Genomic DNA, 24,790 nt, shown 5'->3' on the forward strand with positions numbered 1-24,790 from the left:
CCTGTTTTCCTTACTTGGCCGCAGCCAGCTCAGCCGCCTTGTCGGCGCCTTCATCCATTGTCTGCGCCAGCGTCACCAGCGGGTGGTTGGCCTTGGCGAGGATCGCGCGACCCTCGTCGACATTGTTGCCGTCCAAGCGCACGACCAGGGGCTTGGTGGCGGCGTCGCCCAGGATCTCCAGGGCCTTCACGATGCCGTTGGCCACCGCGTCACACGCGGTGATGCCGCCGAACACGTTGACGAACACGCTCTTGACCTGCTTGTCGCCCAGGATCACGTCCAGGCCGTTGGCCATCACCTCGGCCGAGGCGCCGCCGCCGATGTCCAGGAAGTTGGCGGGCTTCACCCCGTCGTGGTTCTCACCGGCGTAGGCGACCACGTCCAGGGTCGACATGACCAGACCCGCGCCGTTGCCGATGATGCCGACCTGGCCGTCGAGCTTGACGTAGTTCAGGTCGTGCTGCTTGGCCTTGAGCTCGAGCGGATCGGTCGCGTCCTTGTCCGCGAACTCCTCGTGCTCCTTCTTGTGCCGGAACTCGGCGTTCTCGTCCAGCGTGACCTTGCCGTCCAGCGCCAGGATCTCGTTGTCGGGCGTGCGGACCAGCGGGTTCACCTCGACCAGGGTGGCGTCCTCGCCGATGAACACCTCCCACAGCTTCTGGATGGTCACCGCGGCGGCGTCCAGAACGTCGGCGGGCAGGTGGCCCTGCTCCGCGATCGAGCGGGCGAAGGCCAGGTCGACGCCCTTGACCGCGTCGACCGGCACCTTGGCCAGGCGATCGGGCTTGGTCGCGGCGACCTCCTCGATCTCCATGCCGCCCTCGACCGAGCACATGGCCAGGTAGGTGCGGTTGGAGCGGTCCAGCAGGAAGGAGATGTAGTACTCCTCGGCGATATCCTTCGCCTCGGCGACCAGGATCTTCTTGGTGATGTGGCCCTTGATGTCCAAGCCCAGGATGTTCTGGGCGTTGGTGAAGGCATCGTCGGGGGTCGCGGAGAACTTGACGCCGCCGGCCTTACCACGGCCGCCGGCCTTCACCTGCGCCTTGATCATGACCGGCTTGCCGATCTCGGTCGCAATCGCACGCGCATCCTCGGCCGAGTCGGTGACCCGGCCTTCCGACGAGGGCACTCCGTGCTTCACGAAGAGCTCCTTCGCCTGATATTCGAAGAGATCCATGTACTCACCGTCTCGTCTGCGTTGTGGTGACAACGACTGTTGTTGGCGGCCCGTCGTTACAGGGCGGGTCAGATCGGACTCTAATCAGTCACAGGAGCGGGAAATCAGCCGCATACAGCCTAAGTGGCGCAGGTCACGGGGTTGCGGCCGGGAGGGCAAAAGCGCTGGCCACCACTACCGGTGGGTAGTTTGTTGACGTGCCGCCAGGTAGAGGCGCAAGAAATCTACGGCGATGAGCGACGCGGCGGGGCGAGGTGTCGTAGTCTGGCGCCTTCGACCCGACATCGAATGCGATATTCCCGATGCTAACCGTGATCAATCTCACATGTTCGAGCATCTCGCGCGCACCGCTTGCCGGGTCGCAATCGTTTCGTTACCGTAAATGCGGTCGAAGTCACAACACGGTCACGAGACCGGCGTGCACGAGGCCCCTATACAGGGCCGCGCCGCCGCTGACGGGCACAGGAGGACGGCAGGCTTGATGCAGCACAGCGCTTCCCAGGTAGCCAGGCGCGCCGCGGGTGTCCCGTCGAACCCAGACTTCCAGGCATATTCGGATATTCGGTGATGAGCGGCGATCTTCTTCAGTCCGGACATCGGGCACAATCCGCTCGGCGTTACCGCGGTAACGCCGAGAATCTCGACGGCCACAACGCGTTCGGCGGGGCCACGTCGTTCGGCGGGTTCTCGGCGACCTTCGACACCTATGCTCCCGCCCCGCCCGGTGATACCCGCGCGGACTCGTGGCATACGCCCCAGGCCGCCACCTGGAACCTTCCCGCCCCCGACGGCGGGGCTCCCGGGCAGAGCCAGTGGGGCGAACCGGACCCCGGCGCCCCCCGGCCAGGCCCGGAGCACGGTGGGAACGCGGCCCCCGAATGGACTCCCGACCCCCACGACAATTCCTACGGCGCCGGCAACTCGTGGAACACGGCCGATCCGAACGGCGCGTGGCCTCCCCCCGCCGACAACGCCTGGGGCGCTGCGGATACCAGCGGGTCCTGGCCCTCCGCACCCGCCGACCAGGGCTGGGATGCCTGGGACGACGAGCCGGAGGCCGACGCCGGGCCGTTCAACCTGGCCGATCTCGGCGCACCCCCCCAGGGCGCCGGCCGCGTCGGCCGGGCCGCGAGCCGTCGCGCCGCGGGCGCGCATCGCGTGCCCGCCCCGCCCGGTTCGCTCAAGGGGCGCGCGGCCGTCGTCGCGGTGGCCGCCGGCGCCGTCGTCGCGGCCGGTCAGGCCGGGATGAGCCGGGCCGCGAGCGCGGACCATCACGCCTCCACCGACTATCAGGCAACCGGTCAGATCCGTGAGGTCGCCCAGACCGTCGCCGCCGGAGCGGCGCCCAGCGGCCAGCCGCCTCAGATGCTCGACATCGCACCGGTCACCGACCTGAGCCAGTTCCAGGACGTCCTGCACCACGGCCAGCAGTTCGCCGCCGACCTCGCCGCCCAGGCGCAGTCCAAGCTGCGCCCGCTGTACGCGAAGTTCGCCAACGGCGTGTTCACCTCCGGGTACGGCACCCGCTGGGGCGTCCTGCATCCCGGTGTGGATATCGCCGGCCCCATCGGCACCCCGATCTACTCCGTCATGGACGGCACGGTCATCAGCGCGGGACCGGCGTCGGGCTTCGGCCTGTGGGTGCGCGTACGCCACGACGACGGCACCATGACCGTCTACGGCCACGTCAACACGATCCTGGTCAACGTGGGTCAGCGAGTCATGGCCGGCGATGAGATCGCCACCATCGGCAACCGGGGCTTCTCCACGGGCCCCCACTGCCACTTCGAAGTCTGGCTCCACGGCACCGACCGCATCGACCCCCTCCCCTGGCTCGCCTCCCGAGGCATCTCTCTGGGCACCGAAGAGGACTGACCCCACGCGGTCAGCCCTCGGGCCCTGGCCTATAGCTTGGTCAGCACCCCGCCGCTGAACTGCGGGATCAGGCGGATCTTGCCCGCTGTACCGAAGTCGATGGTCACGCTGGCCATCGGTCCAACGCCCTCGGCGGCGGTCACCCGGCCCAGGCCGTACTTGTCGTGGTTGACGCGGTCGCCTACGGCGAGGACGAGGGTGGCGGCTGCCTGTTTCATGCCGCCGGGTGCGGGACGGCGGCCGCCGCGTGCGCCGGGGCGCTCGGACCAGCCGTCACCGCGGGTCCAATCCCGTTCCAGGCCGTCGTCCTCGCCGCGACGGCGACGGCTCTGCGATATCGGTGAGCTCGCGGGCTCGAGGCGCTGCCAGTCCATCAGATGGCCCGGGATCTCCTGGAGGAAGCGAGATTCCGGATTCGATACCGGTTGGCCCCAGCCGGACCGGACGACCGCGCGGGTCAGATACAGCCGGCGCCGGGCGCGGGTGATGCCGACGTAGGCCAGGCGGCGTTCCTCGGCCAGCTCGGTGGGATCGCCCAGCGCGCGCATATGCGGGAACTGACCATCTTCCCAGCCGGTGACGAAGACAACCGGGAATTCCAGGCCCTTGGCGGTGTGCAGGGTCATCAGCGTGACCACGCCCGTGCCCTCGTCGGGGATCTGATCGGCGTCGGCGACCAGCGACACCCGCTCCAGGAAGGCCGCCAGCGAACCGGGCTCCGGCTCGCCCTCGGCGGCCTCCGGCACCAGCCCCTCGGACCGGGCGGCCTCCACATTGTTGCGCGCCTCGGAACTGAATTCCCGTGCGACGCTGACCAGTTCGTTCAGGTTGTCCAGGCGGGCGCCATCCTGCGGATCGTCCGACATCTCCAGTTCGGTGCGATAGCCGGATCGGTCCAGCACCGCCTCCACCACCGTGCCCACATCCGGGAAGTCCAGATCCTCCTGCGTCCCGGCGGCGCGGATCTCATCGAGCAGATCCAGGAATCCCGTGATCGCGCGCTGCGCCCGGGTGTTCAGCAGGGCCACCTTGCCGTCGGCGGCGTCGCGCAGCGCCTGGCCGAATCCGATGCCGCGTTGCTCGGAGTGCACCGCCACGCAGGCCTCGGCGCGGTCGCCGATGCCGCGGCGGGGGGTGTTCAGGATGCGACGCAGGCTCACCGCATCTTCCGGATTCTCCAGCACCCGCAGGTAGGCGACGATATCGCGAACCTCCTTGCGCTCGTAGAAACGGACGCCGCCGACCACCTTGTACGGCAGGCCCATGCGAATGAAGATGTCTTCCAGCGCACGGGAGTTGTTGTTGGTGCGGTAGAAGACCGCGACGTCGCCGTAGTTGTAATCGCCCGCATCGGATAGGCGGTCGATCTCGCGGGCCACGAAGGACGCCTCGTCGTGCTCGTTGTCCGCGACGTAGCCGACGATCAGATCGCCCTCGCCGGAATCGGTCCAGAGCTTCTTGTCGCGGCGGCCCTCGTTGCGGGCGATGACCGCGTTCGCCGCCGACAGGATGTGCTGGGTGGAACGGTAATTCTGTTCCAGCAGAATGGTTTCCGCATCGGGGAAGTCGCGCTCGAACTCCTCGATGTTGCGGATGGTGGCGCCGCGGAAGGCGTAGATGGACTGATCGGCGTCACCGACGACGCACAGTTCGCTGGGTTCGACCGCACCGTCGCGGCGCACCGGCTCGAACTCCGGATCGGCTGCGTTCGCGCCGGCGTCGGCGTCGTCCAGTTCGGCCGTGTGATGCCCGACCAGCTCGCGCACCAGCACGTACTGCGCGTGGTTGGTGTCCTGGTACTCGTCGACCAGCACATGCCGGAACCGGCGGCGGTAGTACTCGGCGACCTGCGGGTGGCGCTGCAACAGCGACACCGTCTCACCGATCAGATCGTCGAAATCCATCGCGTTGGCCGCGCGCAGGCGGCGCTGATATTCGGTGTAGACCTGCGCGACGATGCCGGGGAGCTGGCTCTCGTCGGATTCGGCGTCGGCGGTGGCCTGCCCGGGCTCGATGAGCTCGTTCTTGAGGTTGGAGATGGCGGTGGCCAGCAGGCGCGGGGTGTACTTCTTGGCGTCCAGCTCCTGGTCGCGGATGACCATCGCGAGCAGCCGGCGCGAATCGTCGGCGTCGTAGATGGAGAAGTTGGAGTTCAGGCCGGGCAGCAGCGATGCCTGGGTGCGCAGGATGCGTACACAGCTGGAGTGGAACGTGGACACCCACATACTGGCCGCGCGGGGGCCGACCAGGTCGATCACCCGCTCGCGCATCTCGGCGGCGGCCTTGTTGGTGAAGGTGATCGCCAGGATCTGCCCCGGAGTGGCGCCGCGGGCGGCCAGCAGATAGGCGATACGCCTGGTGAGCACGGCGGTCTTGCCCGATCCCGCGCCCGCGACGATGAGCAGGGGCACACCCGCGTGCATCACCGCCGCCCGCTGCTGCGGGTTCAGCCCGTCCAGTAGGCGCTCGGCGCGATCGGACGCCTCCGCGGCGCGATCGCGCGGTGCGGGTGACTTGCCCGCCGTCACGTGCGAATCACCCCCTGCCGGGCCCGTCTGTACTGCAGGATGCCTCGTCTCAACCGCCGTCGTCTCCATCGCCCTCCCACGCTACCGGCGGGCACCGACAAGGTAGTAGCGATACGGCCGATCGCCCGCTCCGGCCGGCTTTGGGCGCGAATCGTTTGGCCGGACCTTCGCATCATGGCAAACTGAGCATATGTCCAGTGCCATGATGCGGTCGATCGCTGTCCGCGTGGGTACGTGAGCGTGACGGTGGAGCCTAGTGCTAGCGGTGCGAAGGCATGAGCGCATAGTGTTTCGAAAGAACTGAACGACCCGCCGGGTCTGATTCACGGGTGAAGGAACACGCCGGTAACGGGTAGGGCCACGTGCCGATCGACGTTCTGACACGAGGAGAGAAGTATGAATACCTCTACGACTGAGACAGAGTCTGACGCCGCGCTGCCCACCAGCGAGGCCGAGATCGACAAGCTCCGCAAGGAGATCGACCGTCTCGATGCCGAGATCCTCGCCGCGATCAAGCGGCGTACCGAGGTCTCCCGCCTGATCGGCCGCACCCGCATGGCCAGCGGCGGTCCCCGCCTCGTGCACTCCCGGGAGATGAAGGTTCTGGAACGGTTCAGCGAACTGGGCCAGGAGGGCCACACCCTGGCCATGCTGCTGCTGCGCCTCGGCAGGGGCCGCCTGGGTCGCTGAGGCGATATCCCGACCGATACCCGAGCCGCCCCGGTGGAATATTCCCCAGGGCGGCTCTCTGCGTCCGTGTCACATCTGCGACAGATAACCCGATCGATTCTGTCGGTCCCCGTGAGTACGCTGGCGTCCGTATTCACAGCGGCCCAGTTCGCAGGGGCCACAACATGATTGGGGGTCGTTGTTATGGCACTGGAGACGATCGAACGGCGTCTGAGTGATATCGGGCGCAGAACGGACAGGCTGGAGTCCAAGGTTCGCGATATGGACACCGGCTACGGCACGGTCACGTACCACCTCGAACGAGACATGCTCGGCGTCAAAGCCATGCTCGGGCGGATGGCGACCGTCATGAACATCAGCATGATCACCGAGCAGGAGATCGACTCCCTCATGGAGGAGCGGTCGTGACGACACAGGCCGCCAGGCAGTACCGCCGAGATCTCATCGAGCTGAGGATCGGCAATCGTCGCATGATGGAGCTTCTCGGTGCGGCTCCGGTATCACCGGACGAGGTCGACGCCGTCCTCGAGGAAGAGTCGTGACCACGCCACGAAATATCCCCCGTCTGATCGACCAGGTCGATCGCATCTACCGCGAGGTGATTCGGACGCAGATCACGGTGGCGGCGTTAGCGGCGCGGGAAGGGGTGTCGCTGGCTTGTGATGATGAGGTGGATGACGTGATCGCGGCGCGTAGCTGATCGAGTCGTGGTGGGCTCGAAGGGGTTCGGGCCCACCACGATCGTCCACTACGGCAGGGCGATGTACTTGGTGGACAGGTACTCCTCGATGCCCTCGGTGCCGCCCTCGCGGCCGAAGCCCGAGGCCTTCACGCCGCCGAAGGGCGCGGCCGGGTCGGAGATGACACCGCGGTTGATGCCGACCATGCCGCTCTCCAGGCCCTCGGCGATGCGCAGGGCACGGTCCAGGTTCTGCGTGTAGACGTAGGCGACCAGACCGAATTCGGTGTCGTTGGCCGCGGCCAGGCCCTGCTCCTCGGTGTCGAAGCCGATAATCGGCGCGACGGGGCCGAAGACTTCCTCGGACAGGATGCGCGCGGTCGGCGGGACGTCGGACAGCACGGTGGCCGGGTAGTAGTAGCCGGGGCCGCCGGGCGCCTTGCCACCGGTGCGCACCTGCGCGCCGTGGGCCACCGCATCGTCGACCAGTTCGCTGACGATCTCGAGCTGATCGGCGTTGATCAGCGGGCCCAGCGTGGTCTCCGGATCAGTGCCCGGGCCTACGCGCACCTCCTGCACCGCCGCGACGAACTTCTCGGTGAACTCCTCGATCACCGCGTTGTGCACGTGGAAGCGGTTGGCGGCGGTGCACGCCTCGCCCCCGTTGCGCAGCTTGGCCAGCATGGCCCCGGCGACCGCGGCGTCGATATCGGCGTCGTCGAACACCACGAACGGGGCGTTGCCGCCCAGTTCCATCGAGGTGCGCAGCAGGCCGTGCGCCGAGGACTCGACCAGCTTCTTGCCGACCTCGGTGGAACCGGTGAAGGTCAGTTTGCGCAGGCGCGGGTCGTTGATGAGCGGTGCGGTGACAGCGCCGGACCGGCGGCTGGTGATCACCGACAGCACGCCGTCGGGCAGGCCCGCCTCGCGGCACAGCTGGGCCAGCAGCAGCATGGTCAGCGGCGTCGCCGAGGCCGGTTTGACGATGATCGTGCACCCGGCCGCGAGCGCGGGGCCGATCTTGCGGGTGCCCATGGCGAGGGGGAAGTTCCACGGCGTGATCGCCAGGCACGGGCCGACGGGCTGCTTGTGCACGATGATGCGGCCGGTTCCGGTGGGCGCGCTCTGGTAGCGGCCGTGGATGCGCACGGCCTCCTCGCTGAACCAGCGGAAGAATTCCGCGCCGTACCGCACCTCGTTGCGGCTCTCCGGCAGCGCCTTACCCATTTCCAGGGTCATCAGCAGCGCGAAATCCTCTGTGCGCTCGATGATTTTCTCGTACACCGCGCGCAGGATCTCCCCACGCTGACGGGCCGGCGTCGCCGCCCATTCGTCCTGTACGGCGACGGCCGTGTCGAGGGCGCGCATCGCATCCTCGGGGGATGCGTCGGCCACCTCGAGCAGGGTTTCGCCGGTCGCGGGGTTCTCGACCGGGAAGGTGGCGCCACCGGTGGCATCCACCGGTCCGCCGATCCAGAGCTGGGTTGGTACGGATGCGAGAAGTTCACGTTCGGAAGCCATGGAATCAGCCTATGCCCGCCTGTCCAGCCCCCAGCTGTCATGTGCACAGTCCGTGCAATAGTCCGGCCACCCGTCCGGGCGGTTACTGTGGGCAGTAGCTGGGCCATCCGTGCCCAGTCGTTCTACCAGGCGGAAGTTCACGGAACGAGAGGATCGGATCGTGAGAAGAACAGTCGCTCTCGCGGCCATGGCCGCCGCCATCGCCACCGTGTGCACGGGCACCGCCGCCGCCGTCACCGTCGGCGGTATCGACCTGGGCCCCATCGACAGCGGCAGCTGGTCACCCGGCCCTACGGTCCCACCGGACGGTCCGCCTCCGCCGACGCCCCAGGGCTATCAGCTCGGGGGGCCGTGCCGTGCGGGTGGCGACACGCCCGGTCATTGGGGGTGGGTGCATCTCGAGGGCGGCAACGCCGCACACTATGGCACCCATTGGATGTTCACCTGCCTGTCGAATTGACCTCGATGCCGCGGGGGGATCTCACCCGTGATACCGGCGCGATCGCATATCTGGCGGTAATGTCGCCTGGGTGAGCAGCGACATCACCGCGACGGCGGCTTGGCGGAAACTGCACGACCATTACACGGCCATCGCCGACCGGCATCTGCGCGAATTCTTCGCCGAGGATCCCGACCGCGGGCGGGAGCTGACTGTTCAGGTCGGGGATCTGCAGATCGACTACAGCAAGCACCGCATCACCCGCGAAACCCTCGATCTACTGGTCGAATTGGCCGAGACGGCCGGTGTGGCACAGCGGCGCGACGCGATGTTCCGGGGTGAGCACATCAACACCTCCGAGGACCGCGCCGTGGAACATATCGCGCTGCGGCTCCCGCCGGGCGAGTCTCTGCTCGTCGACGGCGCCGACGCGGGCGCGCAGGTCCACGAGGTCCTCGGCCGGATGGGTGATTTCACCGACGCGCTGCGCTCCGGACAGTGGCGCGGCGCCACCGGCGAGCGCATCACGACGGTGGTGAACATCGGCATCGGCGGCTCGGATCTGGGCCCGGTCATGGTGTACCAGGCGCTGCGGCACTATGCGGACGCCGGAATCTCGGCGCGGTTCGTCTCCAATGTGGACCCGGCGGATCTGACCGCCAAGCTCGACGGCCTGGACCCGGCCTCGACGTTGTTCATCATCTCGTCCAAGACCTTCTCGACGCTCGAGACCCTCACCAACGCCACCGCCGCGCGGCGGTGGCTGGTCGCCGCGCTCGGCGAGGACGCGGTCGCCAAGCACTTCGTCGCCGTATCGACCAATGCGGAGCGGGTGGCGGCCTTCGGCATCGATACCGCGAACATGTTCGGGTTCTGGGACTGGGTCGGCGGGCGCTATTCGGTGGACTCGGCGATCGGCCTGTCGGTGATGGCGGCCATCGGCCGCGAGCGCTTCGCCGAATTCCTGGCCGGAATGCACAGTGTGGACCGGCATTTCGTGGAGGCCCCGCTGGCGCGGAATGCTCCGGTACTGCTGGGCCTGCTCGGCGTGTGGTACTCGAACTTCTTCGGCGCGCAGTCGCGGGCGGTCCTGCCGTACTCGAACGATCTGGCCCGGTTCCCGGCCTACCTGCAGCAGCTGACCATGGAGTCCAACGGCAAATCCGTACGGGCCGATGGCACCCCGGTGAGCACATCCACCGGCGAGATCTTCTGGGGTGAGCCGGGCACCAACGGGCAGCACGCCTTCTATCAGCTGCTGCATCAGGGCACGCGCCTGATCCCCGCCGATTTCATCGGATTCGCCCAGCCCACCGACGATCTGCCGACCATCGATGGCACCGGCAGCATGCACGACATCCTGATGAGCAACCTGTTCGCGCAGACCAAGGTGCTGGCGTTCGGCAAGACCGCCGAGGAGATCGCCGCCGAGGGCACCGACCCTAAGGTCGTGCCGCACAAGGTGATGCCCGGCAACCGTCCCACCACCGCCATCATGGCCCCGCGGCTTACCCCGTCGGTGCTGGGTCAGCTGATCGCGCTGTACGAGCATCAGGTGTTCGTCGAGGGCACCATCTGGGGCATCGACAGCTTCGACCAGTGGGGCGTGGAACTCGGCAAGCAGCAGGCTCTGGAACTCGCGCCGCTGCTCACCTCCACCGAAGCTCCCGCCCCCCAAGCGGATTCGTCCACCGACGCGCTGATCCGCTGGTACCGCGACCACCGCTGAGCTCATGAACTCTGGCTCGGCATGGTACTGGCGATCTCGTTCCTGGAGGCCCCGCTGAAGTTCCGAGCGCCGGGTGTCACCCTGGCGCTCGGACTCGGCATCGGCCGCATGGTCTTTCGCGCCCTGAACACGGTCGAGGCGGTGCTGGGCGTGCTGCTGCTCATCGCCGCCGCAGTGATCCGCGCGTCCACCGCGACCTGGGTTTGGCTGGTGATCACCGCTGTGGTGCTCGCCATGCAGTTGGCGTTCGTGCGTCCGCCCCTGTCCCGCCGTTCGGACCGAGTCCTCGCGGGCGAGGACGGACCGCGCTCACACGCCCACTTCTGGTACATCGGCCTCGAACTGGTCAAGGTGGTCACGCTCATCGGTCTCGCCTTCGCCGTCGTCCCGTAGGTACGAGTTCGAACGGCGTAGCGCCCTTCGATGCGTCGCGGTACGAGGCCCAGCGGGTGCGTGCGGTGGTCGAGACCGCCCGCCCGGGTCAGTGCGGCAGCAGGTCGGTCAAGGCCTCGTTTAGGGTCGGGTAGCGGAAGCGGAATCCGGTGTGCGGCAGCACTTCCGAGGTGGCGTGGCGGCCGGTGAGGCCCAGAGCGGGATCGGTTCGCAGGAAGACCGCGCCGATCTTCAGCGCCGTGGTGGGGGTCGGCGGGGCGGATGGTCGGCGCAGGTGACGGCGCAATGTCGCCATGAGGTCGCGATTGCGCACCGGGAAATCGGTTGCCGCGACCAGGATTCCATTCGGCAGCCGAACCTCGGGATCGAGACCGAGCGCCGCGCGCACGAGCGCCAGCCAGTCCTCGACGTGAATCCAGCTGAACCACTGGTTGCCCGGGCCCACCCGGCCGCCGAGTCCGGCGCGAGTCAGATCGCACAGACGCCGCAGGGCCGGTGAATCGGGGTCGAGCACGATCGAGGTGCGCAGGATCGTCCAGTGATCGGTGTTCGCGCCCTCGAACGCCCGCTCCCAGGGCTCGGCGACGCCGGTCATCTGCGGCAGGCCGACGGGGAGCGGGGTCGTCTCGGTGCAGCGTTTTTCGCCCGCATCGGACCAGATCGCGGTGGTACTGGCCTGGATCCAGTAGTCGATCGGACGGTCCAGCGTCCTCGACGCCGCGACCAGCGCCGCGGTGGAATCGACTCGGCTGCACCGCAATTCGGCGACATTGGCCGCGGTGGGGCGGCAGTCGACCAGCTTCCCGGCCAGGTTGATCACGGCGGTTGCGCCCGGATTACGCAGCGCCGCAACCCAATCCCCGACACTGCGGCCGTCCCAGTACACCTGGTCGAACGGCAGTGCGGGATCGCGCTGACGGGTCAGGATGGTGACGCGCTGGCCGCGGCAGATCAGGTCGGCGGCGATATTGCGGCCCAACGCGCCGCTGCCACCGGCGATGATCACACGGCGCGCGTTCTCATCGGGCTCGATTCCCGCCAGACGAGCCAATCGCGCGAAACACACACGGGCATCGGTCTGCAATCGCCGGCCGATGATCTGCCAGAACGCGGGCGCCGAGATCCCGGTCACCCCGATTCGCTGCACCAGTTCGGTACCGCCGTGCCGGGGTGTCAGGGTCCAGGAGATGCGCATCACCCCGGCCGGTTCGGGCTGCTCGATGATCAGCTCGCGGTCGGGTACGAAACGTGTGATGGTGAACGGCTCGGCCAGCCGTCCGTGCACCATCGCACTCGTCCGTCCGCGCGGGAGATAGTCACCGCGGACCCCGGTGCCGGGTGCGCCCCGCAGAGTCACCGCCGTGACGCCGGGATTCCACTCCGGCCAGCGGGCCGGATCGGCCAGCACCGCCCACAACCGTTCGGGCCGTAGGGCGATGAACTGCGTGTACGTCGTTGTACGAGCCATGTCTCGACGCTAATCCGCACGGGGTACCGCCGGAAGCGTGTGCTCGCTCACCCGCGCGGATCACGCGCGGTCGACCGGCGGGCGCGATAAACTCCCGTTCATGGTGGCCAGCGACCTGCCCGAGGGGATCGGCGCCCCGGCGACCCGGGCGTTGACCGGAGCCGGATATCACACGCTCGACCAACTGGCCGGGGTATCGCAGGCCGAACTGCTCGCGCTGCACGGTGTGGGGCCGAAGGCGATTCGGATCCTGTCCGAGGTGCTGGCCGAGCGCGGACAGGCACTCGGCTGATCAGTCGACGTACGCGCGCTCGAGAATCGCGGCGGTGTCGACCCCGACCGGGAGAGTGCCGAACGCGATACCCCAGTCGCCACCGAATCGGCTGGCGCAGAACGCATCCGCGATGGCGGCGTGGCCGTGGCGGACCAGTTGGGCGCCCTGCAGGACCAGTGCCATCAGCTCGACGACGCGGCGGGCCCGATATTCGATATCGCCGAGGTCGGTGAGCTCCTTGCCGAGGCGGTCGATCGCGTCGTCGAGGTAGTGGTTACCGCCGCGGGCCAGGGCGACCTCGTTGAAGTACGCCTCGACGGTCTCCGGCTGACGTCCCATGGCGCGCAACGCGTCCAGGGCGGCGACATTGCCCGAACCCTCCCAGATCGAGGACAGCGGGGCCTCACGGTACAGGCGAGGCATGCCGGATTCCTCGACGTACCCGTTGCCGCCCAGGCATTCCAGCGCCTCGGCCGCGTGGACGGGCGCACGCTTGCAGACCCAGTACTTGGTGACCGCCAGGGCGATCCGGCGTAGCGACGCCTCGGCCGGGTCGTTCGCCGCACGATCGGTGGCGCCGGCCAGACGCATCATCACGGTGGTGGCCGCGTCGGACTCGATCACCAGATCGGCCAGCACATTGCGCATGGCCGGTTGATCGATCAGCTTGGCGCCGAATGCCTCCCGATACCGTGCGTGGTGTACCGCCTGCACGACGCCGCTGCGCATACCGGTGGCCGAGCCGATCACGCAGTCCAGGCGGGTCATATTGACCATCTCGATGATCGTCTTGACACCCGCACCCTCCTGACCGACCAGCCAACCGACGGCGTTGTCGTATTCGATCTCCGAGGAGGCGTTGGACTTGTTCCCCAGCTTGTCCTTCAGGCGTTGGAGGCGAAGGGCATTGCGGGTGCCGTCGGGCAGGACACGGGGCAGCAGGAAACACGACAGCCCGCCGGGCGCCTGGGCCAGGGTCAGGAACATATCCGACATGGGTGCGGAGGTGAACCACTTGTGCCCGACGACGGTGTAGCCGCCGTCGGATCGCGGTGTGGCCGTGGTGGTGTTGGCCCGCACGTCCGAGCCGCCCTGTTTTTCGGTCATCGACATCCCGGCGATCAGCCCCGCCTTGGTCGAGGGCTCGCGCAGGCCGAAATCGTAGGTGCGCGAACCGAGCAGCGGCTCGTAGCGGGCGGACAGCTCGGGATTGTGCCGCAGCGCGGGCACCACCGCGTAGGTCATCGAGATCGGGCACATATGACCGGGATCGGCGGTGCCCCAGGTGTAGAACTTGGCCGCGCGGGCGGTGTGCGCGCTGGGGCGCTCGTCCAGCCAGGGCGCGCCGTGCAGGCCGTGCGTCACCGCCACATCCATCAACCGGTGCCAGTACGGGTGGAACTCCACCTCGTCGATCCGATTTCCGTAGCGGTCGTGGGTGTGCAGCACCGGCGGATTCCCCTCGGCCACCCGGCCCCACTCCTGCGCCTCGACTCCCCCTGCGAGAGCGCCTAATTCACGTACCTCCGGCTCGGCCCAGCCCGCGCCCTCGCGGTGCAGGCCCTCGATCAGGGCCGGATTGCGGGAGAAGTCGAACGGTGTGATCGGCGGAACCTGGTTGAAGACCTCGTGAGTGGGCATGGGAACTCCTTATCGGCGATCTGTGGTGTCGGCAGCGGGTTCCCGAAACCCCAACGCGCGCAGCGCGAAGCCGACGAGCTCGGGGATCACCGCCTCACTCTGCTGCTCCTGCGCGAGCGGACCGACCAGGACCTCACCCATCGCGCCGACCAGTCCGGCGGCGGTGGTGCGCGGATTCTGCGGCGGCAGTTGACCATCGGCGACACCGTCGGCCACTGCGGCCTCGTAGAGGTCGGTGAAGGCGCGGCGGAAGCGCAGCCGCTCGGCGTCGACGGTCGTGTCCACCGGCTCGGCCAGCAGCACGTAGGCCAGCTTCGGGTTCTTCAGCGCGCGGGCGGCGAAGGTCTCCGTCGCGGCGACGACCCGCTCGACCGCGCCGCGCGGGGCATCGGACACGGGCTCGCCCTCGACGACACTCCCGGCGGCCCGCGCGACGGCCGCCACCTCACGGCCCACGACCTCACGGAAGACCGCGGTCATCAGCTCGGACTTGCCGCTGAAGTGTTTGTACACCGTCCCCGTCGCCACGCCCGCCTCCGCCGCCACCGCCGCCATGGACAGCCCGGCGAAGCCCGCTCGCGACAACACCCGCGTGGCCGCATGCACGATCACGCCCGCCTGCGCGTCCAGGCGGGCCTGCACGGCGGGTGTGCGGCGGTAGGCCATACAAGAAGTGAACCACTAATTCATTTCTTGACGCAACCCCCGATCCAGGACGTATGGTCGGGCTAGCGAGTCCACGTCCCGTGACAGCATCGGCGGCAGGCCGAGGAACCAGCTAGGAGCAGTTGTGAGTGTGCGAATCGAGCGCAATGGGCCCGTTTCCACCGTTGTCCTGGATCGTCCGCAGGCCCGCAACGCGGTCGACGGGCCGACCGCCCAGGCGCTGGCCGACGCGTTTCGGGAATTCGACGCCGACCCGAGCGCGTCGGTGGCGGTGCTGTGGGGCACGGGCGGAACATTCTGCGCGGGCGCGGACCTGAAGGCCCTCGGCACCGAGAACTCCAACCGGGTGGAGCCGGAGAGCGACGGGCCGATGGGGCCGACGCGGCTGCGCCTGTCCAAGCCGGTGATCGCGGCGGTATCCGGCTATGCGGTAGCGGGCGGGCTGGAGCTGGCGCTGTGGTGTGATCTGCGAATCGCGGAGCAGGACAGCACCTTCGGCGTGTTCTGCCGACGCTGGGGTGTGCCGCTCATCGACGGCGGCACCGTCCGGCTGCCCCGCATCGTCGGCGCGGGCCGGGCGATGGACATGATCCTCACCGGCCGGGCCGTGGGCGCCGCCGAGGCGTTGCAGATGGGACTGGTGAACCGCGTCGTACAGAACGGCGAATCACGGCGTGCCGCAGAGGAACTCGCAAGTCAGCTGGCCGCCCTCCCGCAGACCTGTCTGCGCACGGACCGCATGTCCGCACTGGAACAGCAGGGTCTGGACGAATCCGCCGCCATGGCCAACGAACTGCGCCATGGCTTGTCCGCCCTCGCCGACTCCGACGGGGCTCTGGCCGGAGCCGAGCGCTTCGCCTCCGGCGCGGGCCGCCACGGCGCCTCCGCCTGAATCGGCCTACCCGGTCCCCGGCCACCTGGAGCCTTCACGGCACATCGGGGACGGTGAGCCGACGGAACTTGCCGCGGCCGACGGAGTGGACAGGCTCGGCAGCGATGGCACCATGGGCAACATGAGCAGGCTGAGCGTCGTGGACGAGATCTTCCTGCGGACGCATCGCGGCATGGGTACACCGATCGCGCTGCAGGGTCTCTGGCGGACGGCCGACCGTGTGCCGCCGGAACTGCTGCAGCGGGTGCACTCCGCGCTGCGAACCGGGCCGCTCGGGCGACGGGTGGTCCGGGCGCGCGTGCTCGGGGCTCGACCGCACTGGCGGGCGAACGACAGCGCCTATCCGCTGTCGCCGACCGAACGGACACTGCGTGCGGATGAGGTGCTCGGCTGGGCCGACGGGCTGGGATTCGATCTGGACCCGCAGTTCGGCCCCGGATGGCGGCTCGCGGCCGCGGCACTGGCCGACGGCGGCTCCGTGGTGGCGCTGACCTGTTCACATGCGCTCACCGACGGTCGAGGGCTGACCATCGCGGTCGACCGGGCTCTGTCGGCGATCGACGATCGGCGATCACCGACCGGCAGTGCGCGACCGGATGCGAACGCCTCCGAATCCATGGTGCCGCAGTCGGATTGGGCGGATGCCTGGCGCCAGTGGACCACCGTGCTCGGCGGGACGGCGCGTGCCGTGCGCGGCGGCATACCGAAGCGGCCGGCGACGACCCCGTCTCGCACCGGAACCATCGCGATATACGGTGCGGTACTGGAGATCCCGGCGGCAGACTGGGAACTCGCGGCCACCGCACGCGGCGGCACGACCAATACATTGTTCATCTATCTGATCGCACAGATGCTGTGGGACAGCGGATTCGGTGGACCGGCCATCACCGCGAGCGTCCCGGTCGACACCCGCACCACAACGCATGTGAACAACGACATGGCCATGACCGAGGTCACCGTGACGCGCGCCGACACACCCGCGACGCTGCGCGAAAAATGCCGCGCCGCATACGAATACCGAATGTCTAGCCCCGACGGAATGCCGGAGGAGATCGTGCAACTGCTTCCCGCACGAGCCGCCCACGCCTTGACCCGAGGTGCGGGCGAACGCGACATCCTGTGCTCCAACCTCGGCCCCTTACCCTCCTCCCTGTCGCACCTGGGCCCACACCGCTGCGTCGGCGTCGCCGCCCGCGCCATCCACCCCGGCCTGGTCACCCCACTGCCCCGCACCCGCCTATCGGCCTACCTGTCGCGTCTGGGGAACACCTACACGCTGGCCCTGACCTCCCTGGATCGAGAACGCATCGAATCGGCCGCCGCCTTGGGAACCCTCACCGAAGCCGCGCTGACCGGACTCGACCTACCCGCCACCTATTGGTGACACTCCCGTCACGCCTGTTTCTGATGGCTCCGACGCGAATCATGCGGACATACGGACCGTGGGCTGGGACGACAGTGGGACGGCCGGACCACGATGGGACGATGCGGGATGACGGTGGGACAGCCAGCCGCGATGACGGTGGGACTGCGAGCTGGACAACGGTTGGCCGACGGCTAGGACGACGGAGTCCCGTTGCAGCACTACGACGTTGCGTTACGGGTGCGAACGTGCTCGGGGACGGCGATGCCCGGGGTGAGGTCGGCGGAGGTTATCGGGTCGCCGAAGGTTTGGCGGATGGGCAGGACTCCGGCCCAGGTGTCGGAGGCGAGGTCGGACTCGTCGTCGGAGGGGTCGCCGGCGCGGGTCTTCACCGAGGCCTCGGTCAGGTCCAGGGACAGGACCGTGGTGGCGGCCAGTTCCTTCTTGGTGGGTGGGCGGGCGTTGTCCCAGGCGCCGGGGGCGGCGTGCTCGACGATCACGCGCAGGGCGTGCAGGCGCTCGTCCTGGTCGGTGAGTTCCACGGGCCGGCCGTGGATGACCGCCGAGCGGTAGTTCATCGAGAAGTGCATGACCGCGCGGGCGTAGACGATGCCGTCCACGAGGGTGACCGAGACGCAGACGTCACCGGTCATGGCCGTGCGCAGGTTGCCCGCGCCGGTGGATCCGTGCAGGTAGAGGGTGTCTCCGTCGCGGCCGTAGATGGTGGGCACGACAACCGGGGCGCCGTGCATCAGCACGCCGAGGTGGCAGACCGTCCCGGTGTCCAGCACGGCGTCCAGCGCCGCGCGGTCGGTGGCGTCGCGCTGGCCCCGGTAGCGGGTGAGGGTGCTGCGCGGCGTCGGCGACAGCGGGGTACGGATGTCGGCTGAAGTGGTCATATTCTCAGCCTGCCCGGCCCAGTGGCATGATGAAATGGCCAATCGACAACGAGATCGGAAGACCACTTGGCCGCAACCTCTGCTCACTCATGGCCGAGCTCGATCTACCGCTGATCCTCGACCGCACGGCCGCGCGCCCCCTGGCAGTCCAGATCGCCGACGGATTGCGGGCCGCCGCCGTCGCGGGCAGCCTCCGCGGCGGCGACAGGCTGCCGTCCTCACGCGCGCTGGCGACTCAGCTGGGAGTCAGTCGCACCGTGGTGACCTCTGCCTACGACCAGCTGCACGCCGAGGGCTGGCTGAGCGGACGCCACGGTTCGGGTACCTATCTCACCGCCGCCCCGGCGCCCGCGCGGCCGCATCCGGCTCCTCCGCCCGATCCGGATCCCGTCGCCGGACTGCTGGATCTCACGCCCGGTACGCCGTGCGTGGAGGCGATCGATCGGGCGGCGTGGCGCCGGGCGTGGCGACTCGCGGGCGACCGGACCCCGCTGATGTACAAGGCCAGAGCGGGCGTCCCGGACTTCTGCGCGGCCGTCACCGACCATCTGCTGCGGCATCGCGGGTTGGCCACGGACGGCGACAGCGTGGTGCTGGCGACGTCGGGCACCGGTTCGGCGATCGGCGAACTCGCCGCGGCGCTGCTGCGGCCGGGTGACGCGGTCGCGATGGAGGATCCCGGATATCAGCGTGCGGCCGGCGCGCTGCGCGCCGAGGGCATCCGGCTGGTTCCGATACCCGTCGATGCCGACGGGTTGCGAATCGATGCGATCCCCTCGGACGTCAAGGCGGTGTACTGCACTCCGGCACACCAGTTTCCGCTCGGGTCCCGGATGCCCGCAACGCGCCGCATAGCGCTGGTCGAATTGGCCCGCCGCATCGGCGCATTCGTCATCGAGGACGACTATGACGGCGAATTGCGGTACGACACGGCGCCTTTACCGCTGCTGATCAGCCTCGCGCCGGACGTCGTCGTCCATCTGGGCACAGCCTCGAAGATCCTGTCGACCGGCCTCGGCGTCGGCTGGCTGGTCGCCGCGCCACAGGTGGCGCGAGCGATTGTGGCACACCGGGAATCGACCGGAACCGGGCCCGCGCCGGCCGGCCAGCAGGTCGTCGCCGAGCTGGCCGCACACGGCGACCTGGCCCGTCACCTGCGTCGCCTCCGCCGCGAAATGCCGCCCAGGCGCGCACTTCTCGTCGATGAGCTGCGTGGCCGCGGTGTGCGGGTCCTCGGTGACGACGCCGGATCGCATGTGGTGGCCACGCTCGGGTCGGCGGCGGCCGAGGCCCGGGTGATCGCCGCGGCGCGCGCCCAGGGCGTGCTGCTGGACGGGCTCACCCGGCACCACCTCGGCACGCCGAGCCGCTACGGCATAGCCCTGGGCTACGCCGCGCTCCCGCGTGCCGCCCTGCCGGGCGCGGCTCGCATCGCCGCGCGATGTCTGGCGGGCATCGACCGAGCGCCGCGCCCGATTCGCGCGGCCCCGTAGCATGACCACATGACCGATCAAGACATCCTCACGCGAATCACTCAACTGGTGGACCGGGAGCATGCACTCCGGTCCAAGGCCACCTCGGGCGAACTCGATCCGGGGGCCGAGCGGGCGCAACTGGCCGAGCTCGAGGTGCAGCTCGATCAGTGCTGGGACCTGCTGCGGCAGCGCCGCGCGCGCATCGATCAGGGTGTCAGCCCGGAGGACGCCCAGGTCAACCCCGTGAAGCAGGTCGAAGGTTACCTCCAGTAACGGTTACCATCGACGAATGTCGGAGAGTTCGGGGAGTTCAGGGAGTCCTGCCACCGATGCGGTGATCACCACCGCCGACGGTGTCGTTCGCGGTCAGCGTGGTGCGCACCTGGCGCGGTGGCGCGGGATACCGTACGCCGCCGCTCCGGTCGGCGATTTGCGCTTCCGCGCCCCCCAACCGGTCCGGCCCTGGACGGGGGTACGCGAGGCCACCGAATTCGGCCTGGCCTCCGTGCAGCCGCGCTGGGGCACACAGATCGGTCCGCGGCGCGCGCAGCCGTCCGGCGAGGACTGCCTGACGCTGAATGTGGTCGCGCCCGCCGCGCCGTCGTCGACCCCGCGACCGGTCATGATGTTCATCCACGGCGGCGCGTACTTCATCGGCACGACCGCGCTGCGGCTGTATTCGGGATCGCGGCTCGCACTGCGCGGCGATGTGATCGTGGTGTCGATCAATTACCGTCTCGGCGCCTTCGGCTATGTCGATTTCGGTGAATTCTCCACCCCGGAAAGGCCTTTCGACTCCAACCTCGGACTGCGCGATCAGGTCGCGGCGCTGGAGTGGGTGCGGCGCAATATCGCCGCATTCGGCGGCGACCCGGAGAACGTCACGGTGTTCGGCGAATCGGCGGGTGCGCATGCCGTGCTGACCCTGCTGGCCACGCCCGCCGCGGCCGGACTGTTCCACCGCGGCATCGCCCAGAGCGCGCCCGCGGACTGGGGCGTGCCACGTGAGGACGCCCGGGCGTTCGCCCGCGGTTGCGTCGGCAACCTCGGCGCCACCCCCGCGAACGCCGTGACGATGCTGCAGCAGGCGAGCACGCACGATATCCGCAAGGCGGTCGAACGGCAGATGGCCCGGGACACGCACGAACGTCCCGGCGCGTTCGCGATAGCACCGGAGGTGGACGGCGACTACCTGCCGAAGTTGCCGATCACGGCGATCATCGAGGGCAGCGCGCATCCCGTCCCGCTGATCATCGGGACCAACCTCGACGAGGCCAGGCTGTTCGTCCGTTTCGACGACACATTGCCCACCACCCCGGAACGACTGCGTGGCGTGCTGTCCGGATCGCGCGAGGCCGAATCCCGCATCGCCGCGGCGTATCCCGGATATCCCGCACCGAAGGCGGCGGTGCGCGCGGGCGGCGACTACATGTTCCTGCGCCCCAGCCTCCAGGTCATGGAGGCTCACAGCCGCCGGGCGCCCACCTACGCCTACCGCTTCGACTACGCGCCACGCGCGGTGCGCCTCGCGGGATTCGGCGCCACCCATGCCCTGGATCTGCTGCCGGTGTTCGGCGGCGTGGACTCGGCCTTCGGCCGGGCGACGACGATCGCGGGAGGGCACAAAGGTTTCCGCGCGGTCCAGCACGAATTCCAAGACAACTGGCTGGCTTTCGCCCGCACCGGAAAGCCGCTGGCCACGTGGCCGGAATACTCCGAGGAACACCGGATCACCCGGGTGATCGACTATCCGCCGCGACTCGAGGTGGACCCCGGGAAATCCAAACGCCTTGCCTGGGAGAGTGTTCGAGTCCCGGTGCCGGAGTGAGGCTACTGCCGTAGGACGCCCGCCAGCACCGTGCTCACCATCCGGTGCACCTCCGGGGCGTCGGGCGGTGCGGTGCGGTCGGCGAAGCTCAGATGTCCGGCGCCGATCACTGTGGGTGCGAGCGTGTCGATATCGGCGTCGGCGGCGATGCGCCCGAGGTCGCGTTCGCGACTCAGGTAGTCCGCGACCATCGTGGCGGCCTCGCGCATCATCGGGATTCCGGTGGGCTGGGTGCGCCGCAGCCGGGCTCGCAACTCGTCGCGGAAGATGACCAGGCTGACGATCGCCACCGCGACCGAGCCGAACAGCTCGGTCAGCGCGTCCGCGAGGTTGCCGACGACCGTGCCCGTCCCCGCAGCGCCGTACAGCGTGTCGGCCTGCAGGCGGATACGCGTGATCCGATCCTGGACGAGTTCGATGAGGAAGTCGTCGAAGTCCGTAAAATGCCGGTGCAGCACGCCTTTCGCACATCCGGCCTCCGTGGTGACCGCCCGGCTGGTCAGCGCGTCCGGCCCGGCCCGAAGCAGGATCCGCTCGGCCGCGCCGAACAATTGCTCACGCACATCGCGCAGCGCCACTCCTGTCGGCACCGGACATCCTTTCGCTCAGGGCGAACCACTGATCGTACCGTTTAGTGGGCATGCGCCCACTCGATAATTAGAGTGGGCGCATGCCCACTTTACCGCCGGAACCTCGCCGCCCCGAACGCGCACGGCCGGAGTCGCCCGCACCCCATCGCGCCCGCGCCGTCGCGGAATCGTTCGGCGCGGACGCCGCGCGCTACGACCGAACCCGGCCGGCTTATCCGGCCGCCCTCATCGCGCGCATCCTCGAGGTCGCCCCCGGCCGGGACGTCCTCGACGTCGGCGGCGGCACGGGGATCGTCGCACGGCAGTTCCAGGCGGCCGGATGCACGGTGCTCGGAGTCGAACCCGACGCGCGGATGGCCGAATTCGCACGCGGCACCGGAGTCGACACCGAGGTGGCCACGTTCGAGGACTGGGATCCGGTAGGCCGCCGGTTCGACGCGGTCGTGGCGGGTACGGCCTGGCACTGGGTGGACCCGGTCGCCGGGGCCGAGCAGGCGGCGCGGGTGCTGCGTCCGGGCGGCCTGTTCGCGCCCTTTCATCACGTCTTCCAGCCGCCGCCGGAGGTCGGTGAGGCGCTCGGCGAGGTCTATCGCCGTGTGGCTCCCGACTTGCCTGCCGTCAACCGGCCGACGCGGTCGGCCTTGGATCTGTACAGGCCGCATTTCGACAAGACCGCCGAGACGATCCGGGCGACAGGCGATTTCGGTGAACCGCAGGAGTGGCACTTCGAGTGGCAGCGGATCTACACCCGCGACGAATGGCTCGACCAGTTGCCCACGACGGGCCTGCTGACCCGGCTACCCACCGATCGCCTGGACGAACTCCTGGCCGGCGTGGGCGACGCCATCGATGCGCTGGGCGGCAGTTTCACCATGCCCTACACGACGGTGGCTGTCACCGCCGCGCGCGCGGGCTGAGCTATTTCAGCAGGCGTGACATGCGCCGGTCGGCCAGGATCTTGCCGCCGGTCTGACAGGTCGGGCAGTACTGGAACGACTTGTCCACGTACGCGACCTCCCGCACGGTATCCCCGCAGACCGGGCAGGGCAGGCCGGTGCGCGCGTGAACGCGCAGGCCGGATCGCTTCTCGCCCTTGAGTTTCGCCGCCTCCTGGCCGACCGAGCGCGCGATGGCGTCGGTCAGGGTCGCGCGCATGGCCTCGTACAGGCGCTCGGACTCCTGCGGATCGAGCCTGCTCGCGGTGGCGAATGGGGAAAGCTTTGCCGCGTGCAGGATTTCGTCGGAGTAGGCGTTGCCGATGCCGGCGATGACGACCTGGTCGGCCAGGACCGTCTTCAACCGCTGCGAGCTCGCCCGCAACAGCTCGGCGAACTGGTCGGCGGTGACCTCGAGCGCGTCGGGCCCCAGGCGGGCGATGCCGGGAACCGAGCGGGGGTCCTCGACGATCCACACCGCCAGCCGCTTCTTGGTGCCCGCCTCGGTGAGGTCGAAGGCGGGGGTCGCGCCCTCGGGAGTGAAGAAGTGCACCCGCAGCGCCAGCGGGCCCTTGCCCGGTTTGGGCGCGGCGCGCCCCGGCTCCTCGATCCAGCGCAGCCACCCACCCCGGGACAGATGCGTGATCAGCCACAGGCCATCGCAGTCGAGCCCCAAATGCTTACCCCAGTGCCCCGCCCCGGTGACGTCACGACCGGACAGCGCGGTGACCGGCGGATCGAACGTCTTCAACACACTGAGCGCCGCGACGTCCACCCGCCCTACCACCGCGCCCACCGCATGCTCGGCGAGGAACCGCTCGAGCGCCACGATCTCCGGCAATTCGGGCATGCCAGCAGCCTACCGGCCACCACCGACATCTATGCGTGTGATCGAGGGACGCCGGCCGCACTCAACGGGAGTCACCGGCCCATATCAACCCTGCGGAGGGACGCGGCGGATCAGATAGATGTCGAAGATCCACCCCTTGTCCGCACGAAGTTCCTCGCGGCGCTGGACGATCCGCTCCCGCACCGCGCCCAACGGGCCCTCGATCAACTCCTCGTCCGGCATGCCGAGGTAGGCGGCCCACCAGATGTGCAGATCGTCGCCGGAGACGTGGGTGAAGGAGGTCTCGCCGTCGAGCACGACCAGGGTCGAGCCCTCGGCGGCGATGCCCTCCTCGCGCAGGCGGCGGCCCGTGGTGATGTGCACGGGCTCGCCGATCTCGTGCAGCACCACGCGATGCCGCGCGGCGAGGGCCTGGGCGCTGGTGATGCCCGGAACGACCTCGTAGTCCAGCGGCGCGCGGGCGGCGACACGCTCGACCATCCGCAGGGTGCTGTCGTACAGCGACGGATCGCCCCACACCAGGATCGCGCCGACGCCCTCGCACTCCGCGAACGCCCCGGCCAGCAGGGCGGCCCGGCGCTCGTGCCAGTCGCGCACGACATCGCGGTAGTCGGCGTCGCCGACGGTGCGCTCGCGCGGCGGGTCGGCGATCTCCACGATCCGGTACGGATGTTCCAGATGTTCGGTGAGTATCGCGGTGCGCACATCGACCAGCTCGCGTTTGGCCTCCCCCTTACCGATGACGAAGAAGACGTCCACCCGGCGCATGGCTTTGATCGCCTGCACCGTCACCTGGTCGGGGTCACCCGCACCGATTCCGATCACGTACAACTTGCGCACGACCGACAAGCATGCCAGCCCGCACCGTACGGACC

Annotated in this window: 25 protein-coding genes; 15 read left to right on the forward strand and 10 right to left on the reverse strand. The window is 68.9% G+C overall.

Annotated elements, in window-relative coordinates; all coding sequences use genetic code 11:
• Positions 1-10: 10 nt before the first annotated feature.
• The gene (gene sucC, locus JZ791_RS03940) at positions 11-1,180 is read right to left on the reverse strand and encodes an ADP-forming succinate--CoA ligase subunit beta (protein ID WP_216892737.1); all 1,170 of its coding nucleotides are present in this window, start codon (positions 1,178-1,180) and stop codon (positions 11-13) included.
• A 1,077-nt stretch (positions 1,181-2,257) separates the two neighbouring features.
• Here sucC and JZ791_RS47145 point away from each other — a divergent pair.
• Positions 2,258-3,055: a M23 family metallopeptidase gene (locus JZ791_RS47145; protein ID WP_438804479.1), complete on the forward strand. Its 798-nt coding sequence runs from the start codon at positions 2,258-2,260 to the stop codon at positions 3,053-3,055.
• Between the two features lie 29 nt (positions 3,056-3,084).
• Here JZ791_RS47145 and pcrA read toward each other — a convergent pair whose 3' ends face one another.
• Positions 3,085-5,652, reverse strand: coding sequence for a DNA helicase PcrA (gene pcrA, locus JZ791_RS03950; protein ID WP_216892739.1), 2,568 nt, complete (start codon positions 5,650-5,652; stop codon positions 3,085-3,087).
• Positions 5,653-5,979: 327 nt separating this feature from the next.
• Here pcrA and JZ791_RS03955 point away from each other — a divergent pair, with 327 nt between their 5' ends.
• From JZ791_RS03955 to JZ791_RS03970, 4 genes are all read left to right on the forward strand, one after another.
• A complete protein-coding gene (locus JZ791_RS03955; protein WP_216892740.1) occupies positions 5,980-6,273 on the forward strand; it encodes a chorismate mutase in 294 nt (97 codons plus the stop codon).
• 183 nt (positions 6,274-6,456) lie between these two features.
• Entirely contained in the window at positions 6,457-6,681 is a 225-nt protein-coding gene (locus tag JZ791_RS03960; RefSeq protein WP_216892741.1) for a hypothetical protein, read from the forward strand.
• The gene (locus tag JZ791_RS03965) at positions 6,678-6,815 is read left to right on the forward strand and encodes a hypothetical protein (RefSeq protein WP_216892742.1); all 138 of its coding nucleotides are present in this window, start codon (positions 6,678-6,680) and stop codon (positions 6,813-6,815) included. Before JZ791_RS03960 ends, JZ791_RS03965 begins: the two co-directional genes overlap by 4 nt.
• Positions 6,812-6,973: a hypothetical protein gene (locus tag JZ791_RS03970; protein WP_216892743.1), complete on the forward strand. Its 162-nt coding sequence runs from the start codon at positions 6,812-6,814 to the stop codon at positions 6,971-6,973. Before JZ791_RS03965 ends, JZ791_RS03970 begins: the two co-directional genes overlap by 4 nt.
• A 48-nt stretch (positions 6,974-7,021) precedes the next feature.
• On the opposite strand, the gene JZ791_RS03975 is transcribed toward JZ791_RS03970, so the two are convergent.
• Positions 7,022-8,473 (reverse strand): NAD-dependent succinate-semialdehyde dehydrogenase, encoded by a 1,452-nt coding sequence (locus JZ791_RS03975; protein ID WP_216892744.1) that lies wholly within the window; start codon positions 8,471-8,473, stop codon positions 7,022-7,024.
• Positions 8,474-8,633: 160 nt separating this feature from the next.
• On the opposite strand from JZ791_RS03975, the gene JZ791_RS03980 reads away from it, so the two are divergent.
• The 3 genes from JZ791_RS03980 (at position 8,634) to JZ791_RS03990 (ending at position 11,034) form a co-directional block, all read left to right on the forward strand.
• Positions 8,634-8,933 carry a hypothetical protein gene (locus JZ791_RS03980; protein ID WP_216892745.1) on the forward strand — a complete coding sequence of 100 codons (300 nt, stop codon included), beginning with the start codon at positions 8,634-8,636 and terminating at the stop codon, positions 8,931-8,933.
• Between the two features lie 70 nt (positions 8,934-9,003).
• Positions 9,004-10,641 carry a glucose-6-phosphate isomerase gene (gene pgi / locus JZ791_RS03985; RefSeq protein ID WP_216892746.1) on the forward strand — a complete coding sequence of 546 codons (1,638 nt, stop codon included), beginning with the start codon at positions 9,004-9,006 and terminating at the stop codon, positions 10,639-10,641.
• 21 nt (positions 10,642-10,662) lie between these two features.
• Positions 10,663-11,034 (forward strand): hypothetical protein, encoded by a 372-nt coding sequence (locus tag JZ791_RS03990; protein WP_216892747.1) that lies wholly within the window; start codon positions 10,663-10,665, stop codon positions 11,032-11,034.
• Positions 11,035-11,122: 88 nt separating this feature from the next.
• Here the strand turns inward: JZ791_RS03990 and JZ791_RS03995 are convergent, their stop codons facing one another.
• Positions 11,123-12,502 carry a DUF1731 domain-containing protein gene (locus JZ791_RS03995; RefSeq protein ID WP_216892748.1) on the reverse strand — a complete coding sequence of 460 codons (1,380 nt, stop codon included), beginning with the start codon at positions 12,500-12,502 and terminating at the stop codon, positions 11,123-11,125.
• Positions 12,503-12,602: 100 nt separating this feature from the next.
• On the opposite strand from JZ791_RS03995, the gene JZ791_RS04000 reads away from it, so the two are divergent.
• The gene (locus JZ791_RS04000; protein ID WP_216892749.1) at positions 12,603-12,794 is read left to right on the forward strand and encodes a helix-hairpin-helix domain-containing protein; all 192 of its coding nucleotides are present in this window, start codon (positions 12,603-12,605) and stop codon (positions 12,792-12,794) included.
• Here JZ791_RS04000 and JZ791_RS04005 read toward each other — a convergent pair whose 3' ends face one another.
• Both JZ791_RS04005 and JZ791_RS04010 read right to left on the reverse strand, forming a co-directional pair.
• Positions 12,795-14,417 carry an acyl-CoA dehydrogenase family protein gene (locus tag JZ791_RS04005; RefSeq protein ID WP_216892750.1) on the reverse strand — a complete coding sequence of 541 codons (1,623 nt, stop codon included), beginning with the start codon at positions 14,415-14,417 and terminating at the stop codon, positions 12,795-12,797.
• A gap of 9 nt (positions 14,418-14,426) precedes the next feature.
• Complete coding sequence (locus JZ791_RS04010; protein WP_216892751.1) at positions 14,427-15,083, reverse strand: TetR/AcrR family transcriptional regulator; 657 nt, start codon at positions 15,081-15,083, stop codon at positions 14,427-14,429.
• A gap of 124 nt (positions 15,084-15,207) precedes the next feature.
• On the opposite strand from JZ791_RS04010, the gene JZ791_RS04015 reads away from it, so the two are divergent.
• Both JZ791_RS04015 and JZ791_RS04020 read left to right on the forward strand, forming a co-directional pair.
• Positions 15,208-15,975 (forward strand): crotonase/enoyl-CoA hydratase family protein, encoded by a 768-nt coding sequence (locus JZ791_RS04015; RefSeq protein ID WP_216892752.1) that lies wholly within the window; start codon positions 15,208-15,210, stop codon positions 15,973-15,975.
• 121 nt (positions 15,976-16,096) lie between these two features.
• Positions 16,097-17,359: a hypothetical protein gene (locus JZ791_RS04020; protein WP_254205173.1), complete on the forward strand. Its 1,263-nt coding sequence runs from the start codon at positions 16,097-16,099 to the stop codon at positions 17,357-17,359.
• 200 nt (positions 17,360-17,559) lie between these two features.
• Here JZ791_RS04020 and JZ791_RS04025 read toward each other — a convergent pair whose 3' ends face one another.
• Positions 17,560-18,237, reverse strand: a complete 678-nt coding sequence (locus JZ791_RS04025; protein WP_216892754.1) for a pyridoxamine 5'-phosphate oxidase family protein — start codon at positions 18,235-18,237, stop codon at positions 17,560-17,562.
• An 89-nt stretch (positions 18,238-18,326) separates the two neighbouring features.
• Here JZ791_RS04025 and pdxR point away from each other — a divergent pair, with 89 nt between their 5' ends.
• Genes pdxR through JZ791_RS04040 form a run of 3 tightly spaced genes read left to right on the forward strand, consistent with a single transcriptional unit; the run spans position 18,327 to position 21,540 of the window.
• A complete protein-coding gene (gene pdxR / locus JZ791_RS04030) occupies positions 18,327-19,730 on the forward strand; it encodes a MocR-like pyridoxine biosynthesis transcription factor PdxR (protein WP_216892755.1) in 1,404 nt (467 codons plus the stop codon).
• A gap of 9 nt (positions 19,731-19,739) precedes the next feature.
• Positions 19,740-19,985, forward strand: coding sequence for a DUF2630 family protein (locus JZ791_RS04035; protein ID WP_216892756.1), 246 nt, complete (start codon positions 19,740-19,742; stop codon positions 19,983-19,985).
• 16 nt (positions 19,986-20,001) lie between these two features.
• Positions 20,002-21,540, forward strand: coding sequence for a carboxylesterase/lipase family protein (locus JZ791_RS04040; protein WP_216892757.1), 1,539 nt, complete (start codon positions 20,002-20,004; stop codon positions 21,538-21,540).
• Positions 21,541-21,542: 2 nt separating this feature from the next.
• On the opposite strand, the gene JZ791_RS04045 is transcribed toward JZ791_RS04040, so the two are convergent.
• On the reverse strand, positions 21,543-22,130 hold the full coding sequence (locus JZ791_RS04045; RefSeq protein WP_216892758.1) for a TetR/AcrR family transcriptional regulator: 588 nt from the start codon (positions 22,128-22,130) through the stop codon (positions 21,543-21,545).
• 80 nt (positions 22,131-22,210) lie between these two features.
• On the opposite strand from JZ791_RS04045, the gene JZ791_RS04050 reads away from it, so the two are divergent.
• Positions 22,211-23,047 (forward strand): class I SAM-dependent methyltransferase, encoded by an 837-nt coding sequence (locus tag JZ791_RS04050; RefSeq protein ID WP_216892759.1) that lies wholly within the window; start codon positions 22,211-22,213, stop codon positions 23,045-23,047.
• 1 nt (position 23,048) lies between these two features.
• Here the strand turns inward: JZ791_RS04050 and JZ791_RS04055 are convergent, their stop codons facing one another.
• Together JZ791_RS04055 and cobF are read right to left on the reverse strand one after the other, a co-directional pair.
• A complete protein-coding gene (locus JZ791_RS04055) occupies positions 23,049-23,915 on the reverse strand; it encodes an Fpg/Nei family DNA glycosylase (protein WP_216892760.1) in 867 nt (288 codons plus the stop codon).
• An 84-nt stretch (positions 23,916-23,999) separates the two neighbouring features.
• Positions 24,000-24,755, reverse strand: coding sequence for a precorrin-6A synthase (deacetylating) (gene cobF / locus JZ791_RS04060; RefSeq protein ID WP_216892761.1), 756 nt, complete (start codon positions 24,753-24,755; stop codon positions 24,000-24,002).
• Positions 24,756-24,790 lie beyond the last annotated feature (35 nt).

Source organism: Nocardia alni (assembly GCF_019038435.1).
GTDB classification, from domain to species: Bacteria; Actinomycetota; Actinomycetes; order Mycobacteriales; family Mycobacteriaceae; genus Nocardia; species Nocardia alni.

Coding starts and splice junctions, on each gene's coding strand:
- JZ791_RS04055 (WP_216892760.1), bottom strand. CDS start 23,915: ATGCCCGAATTGCCGGAGATCGTGGCGCTCGAGCGGTTCCTCGCCGAG.
- JZ791_RS04050 (WP_216892759.1), top strand. CDS start 22,211: ATGCCCACTTTACCGCCGGAACCTCGCCGCCCCGAACGCGCACGGCCG.
- JZ791_RS04020 (WP_254205173.1), top strand. CDS start 16,097: ATGAGCAGGCTGAGCGTCGTGGACGAGATCTTCCTGCGGACGCATCGC.
- sucC (WP_216892737.1), bottom strand. CDS start 1,180: ATGGATCTCTTCGAATATCAGGCGAAGGAGCTCTTCGTGAAGCACGGA.
- JZ791_RS04035 (WP_216892756.1), top strand. CDS start 19,740: ATGACCGATCAAGACATCCTCACGCGAATCACTCAACTGGTGGACCGG.
- JZ791_RS04040 (WP_216892757.1), top strand. CDS start 20,002: ATGTCGGAGAGTTCGGGGAGTTCAGGGAGTCCTGCCACCGATGCGGTG.
- pdxR (WP_216892755.1), top strand. CDS start 18,327: ATGGCCGAGCTCGATCTACCGCTGATCCTCGACCGCACGGCCGCGCGC.
- JZ791_RS04000 (WP_216892749.1), top strand. CDS start 12,603: ATGGTGGCCAGCGACCTGCCCGAGGGGATCGGCGCCCCGGCGACCCGG.
- JZ791_RS03955 (WP_216892740.1), top strand. CDS start 5,980: ATGAATACCTCTACGACTGAGACAGAGTCTGACGCCGCGCTGCCCACC.
- JZ791_RS04005 (WP_216892750.1), bottom strand. CDS start 14,417: ATGCCCACTCACGAGGTCTTCAACCAGGTTCCGCCGATCACACCGTTC.
- pcrA (WP_216892739.1), bottom strand. CDS start 5,652: ATGGAGACGACGGCGGTTGAGACGAGGCATCCTGCAGTACAGACGGGC.
- JZ791_RS03995 (WP_216892748.1), bottom strand. CDS start 12,502: ATGGCTCGTACAACGACGTACACGCAGTTCATCGCCCTACGGCCCGAA.
- JZ791_RS03990 (WP_216892747.1), top strand. CDS start 10,663: ATGGTACTGGCGATCTCGTTCCTGGAGGCCCCGCTGAAGTTCCGAGCG.
- JZ791_RS04025 (WP_216892754.1), bottom strand. CDS start 18,237: ATGACCACTTCAGCCGACATCCGTACCCCGCTGTCGCCGACGCCGCGC.
- JZ791_RS03975 (WP_216892744.1), bottom strand. CDS start 8,473: ATGGCTTCCGAACGTGAACTTCTCGCATCCGTACCAACCCAGCTCTGG.
- JZ791_RS04010 (WP_216892751.1), bottom strand. CDS start 15,083: ATGGCCTACCGCCGCACACCCGCCGTGCAGGCCCGCCTGGACGCGCAG.
- JZ791_RS03960 (WP_216892741.1), top strand. CDS start 6,457: ATGGCACTGGAGACGATCGAACGGCGTCTGAGTGATATCGGGCGCAGA.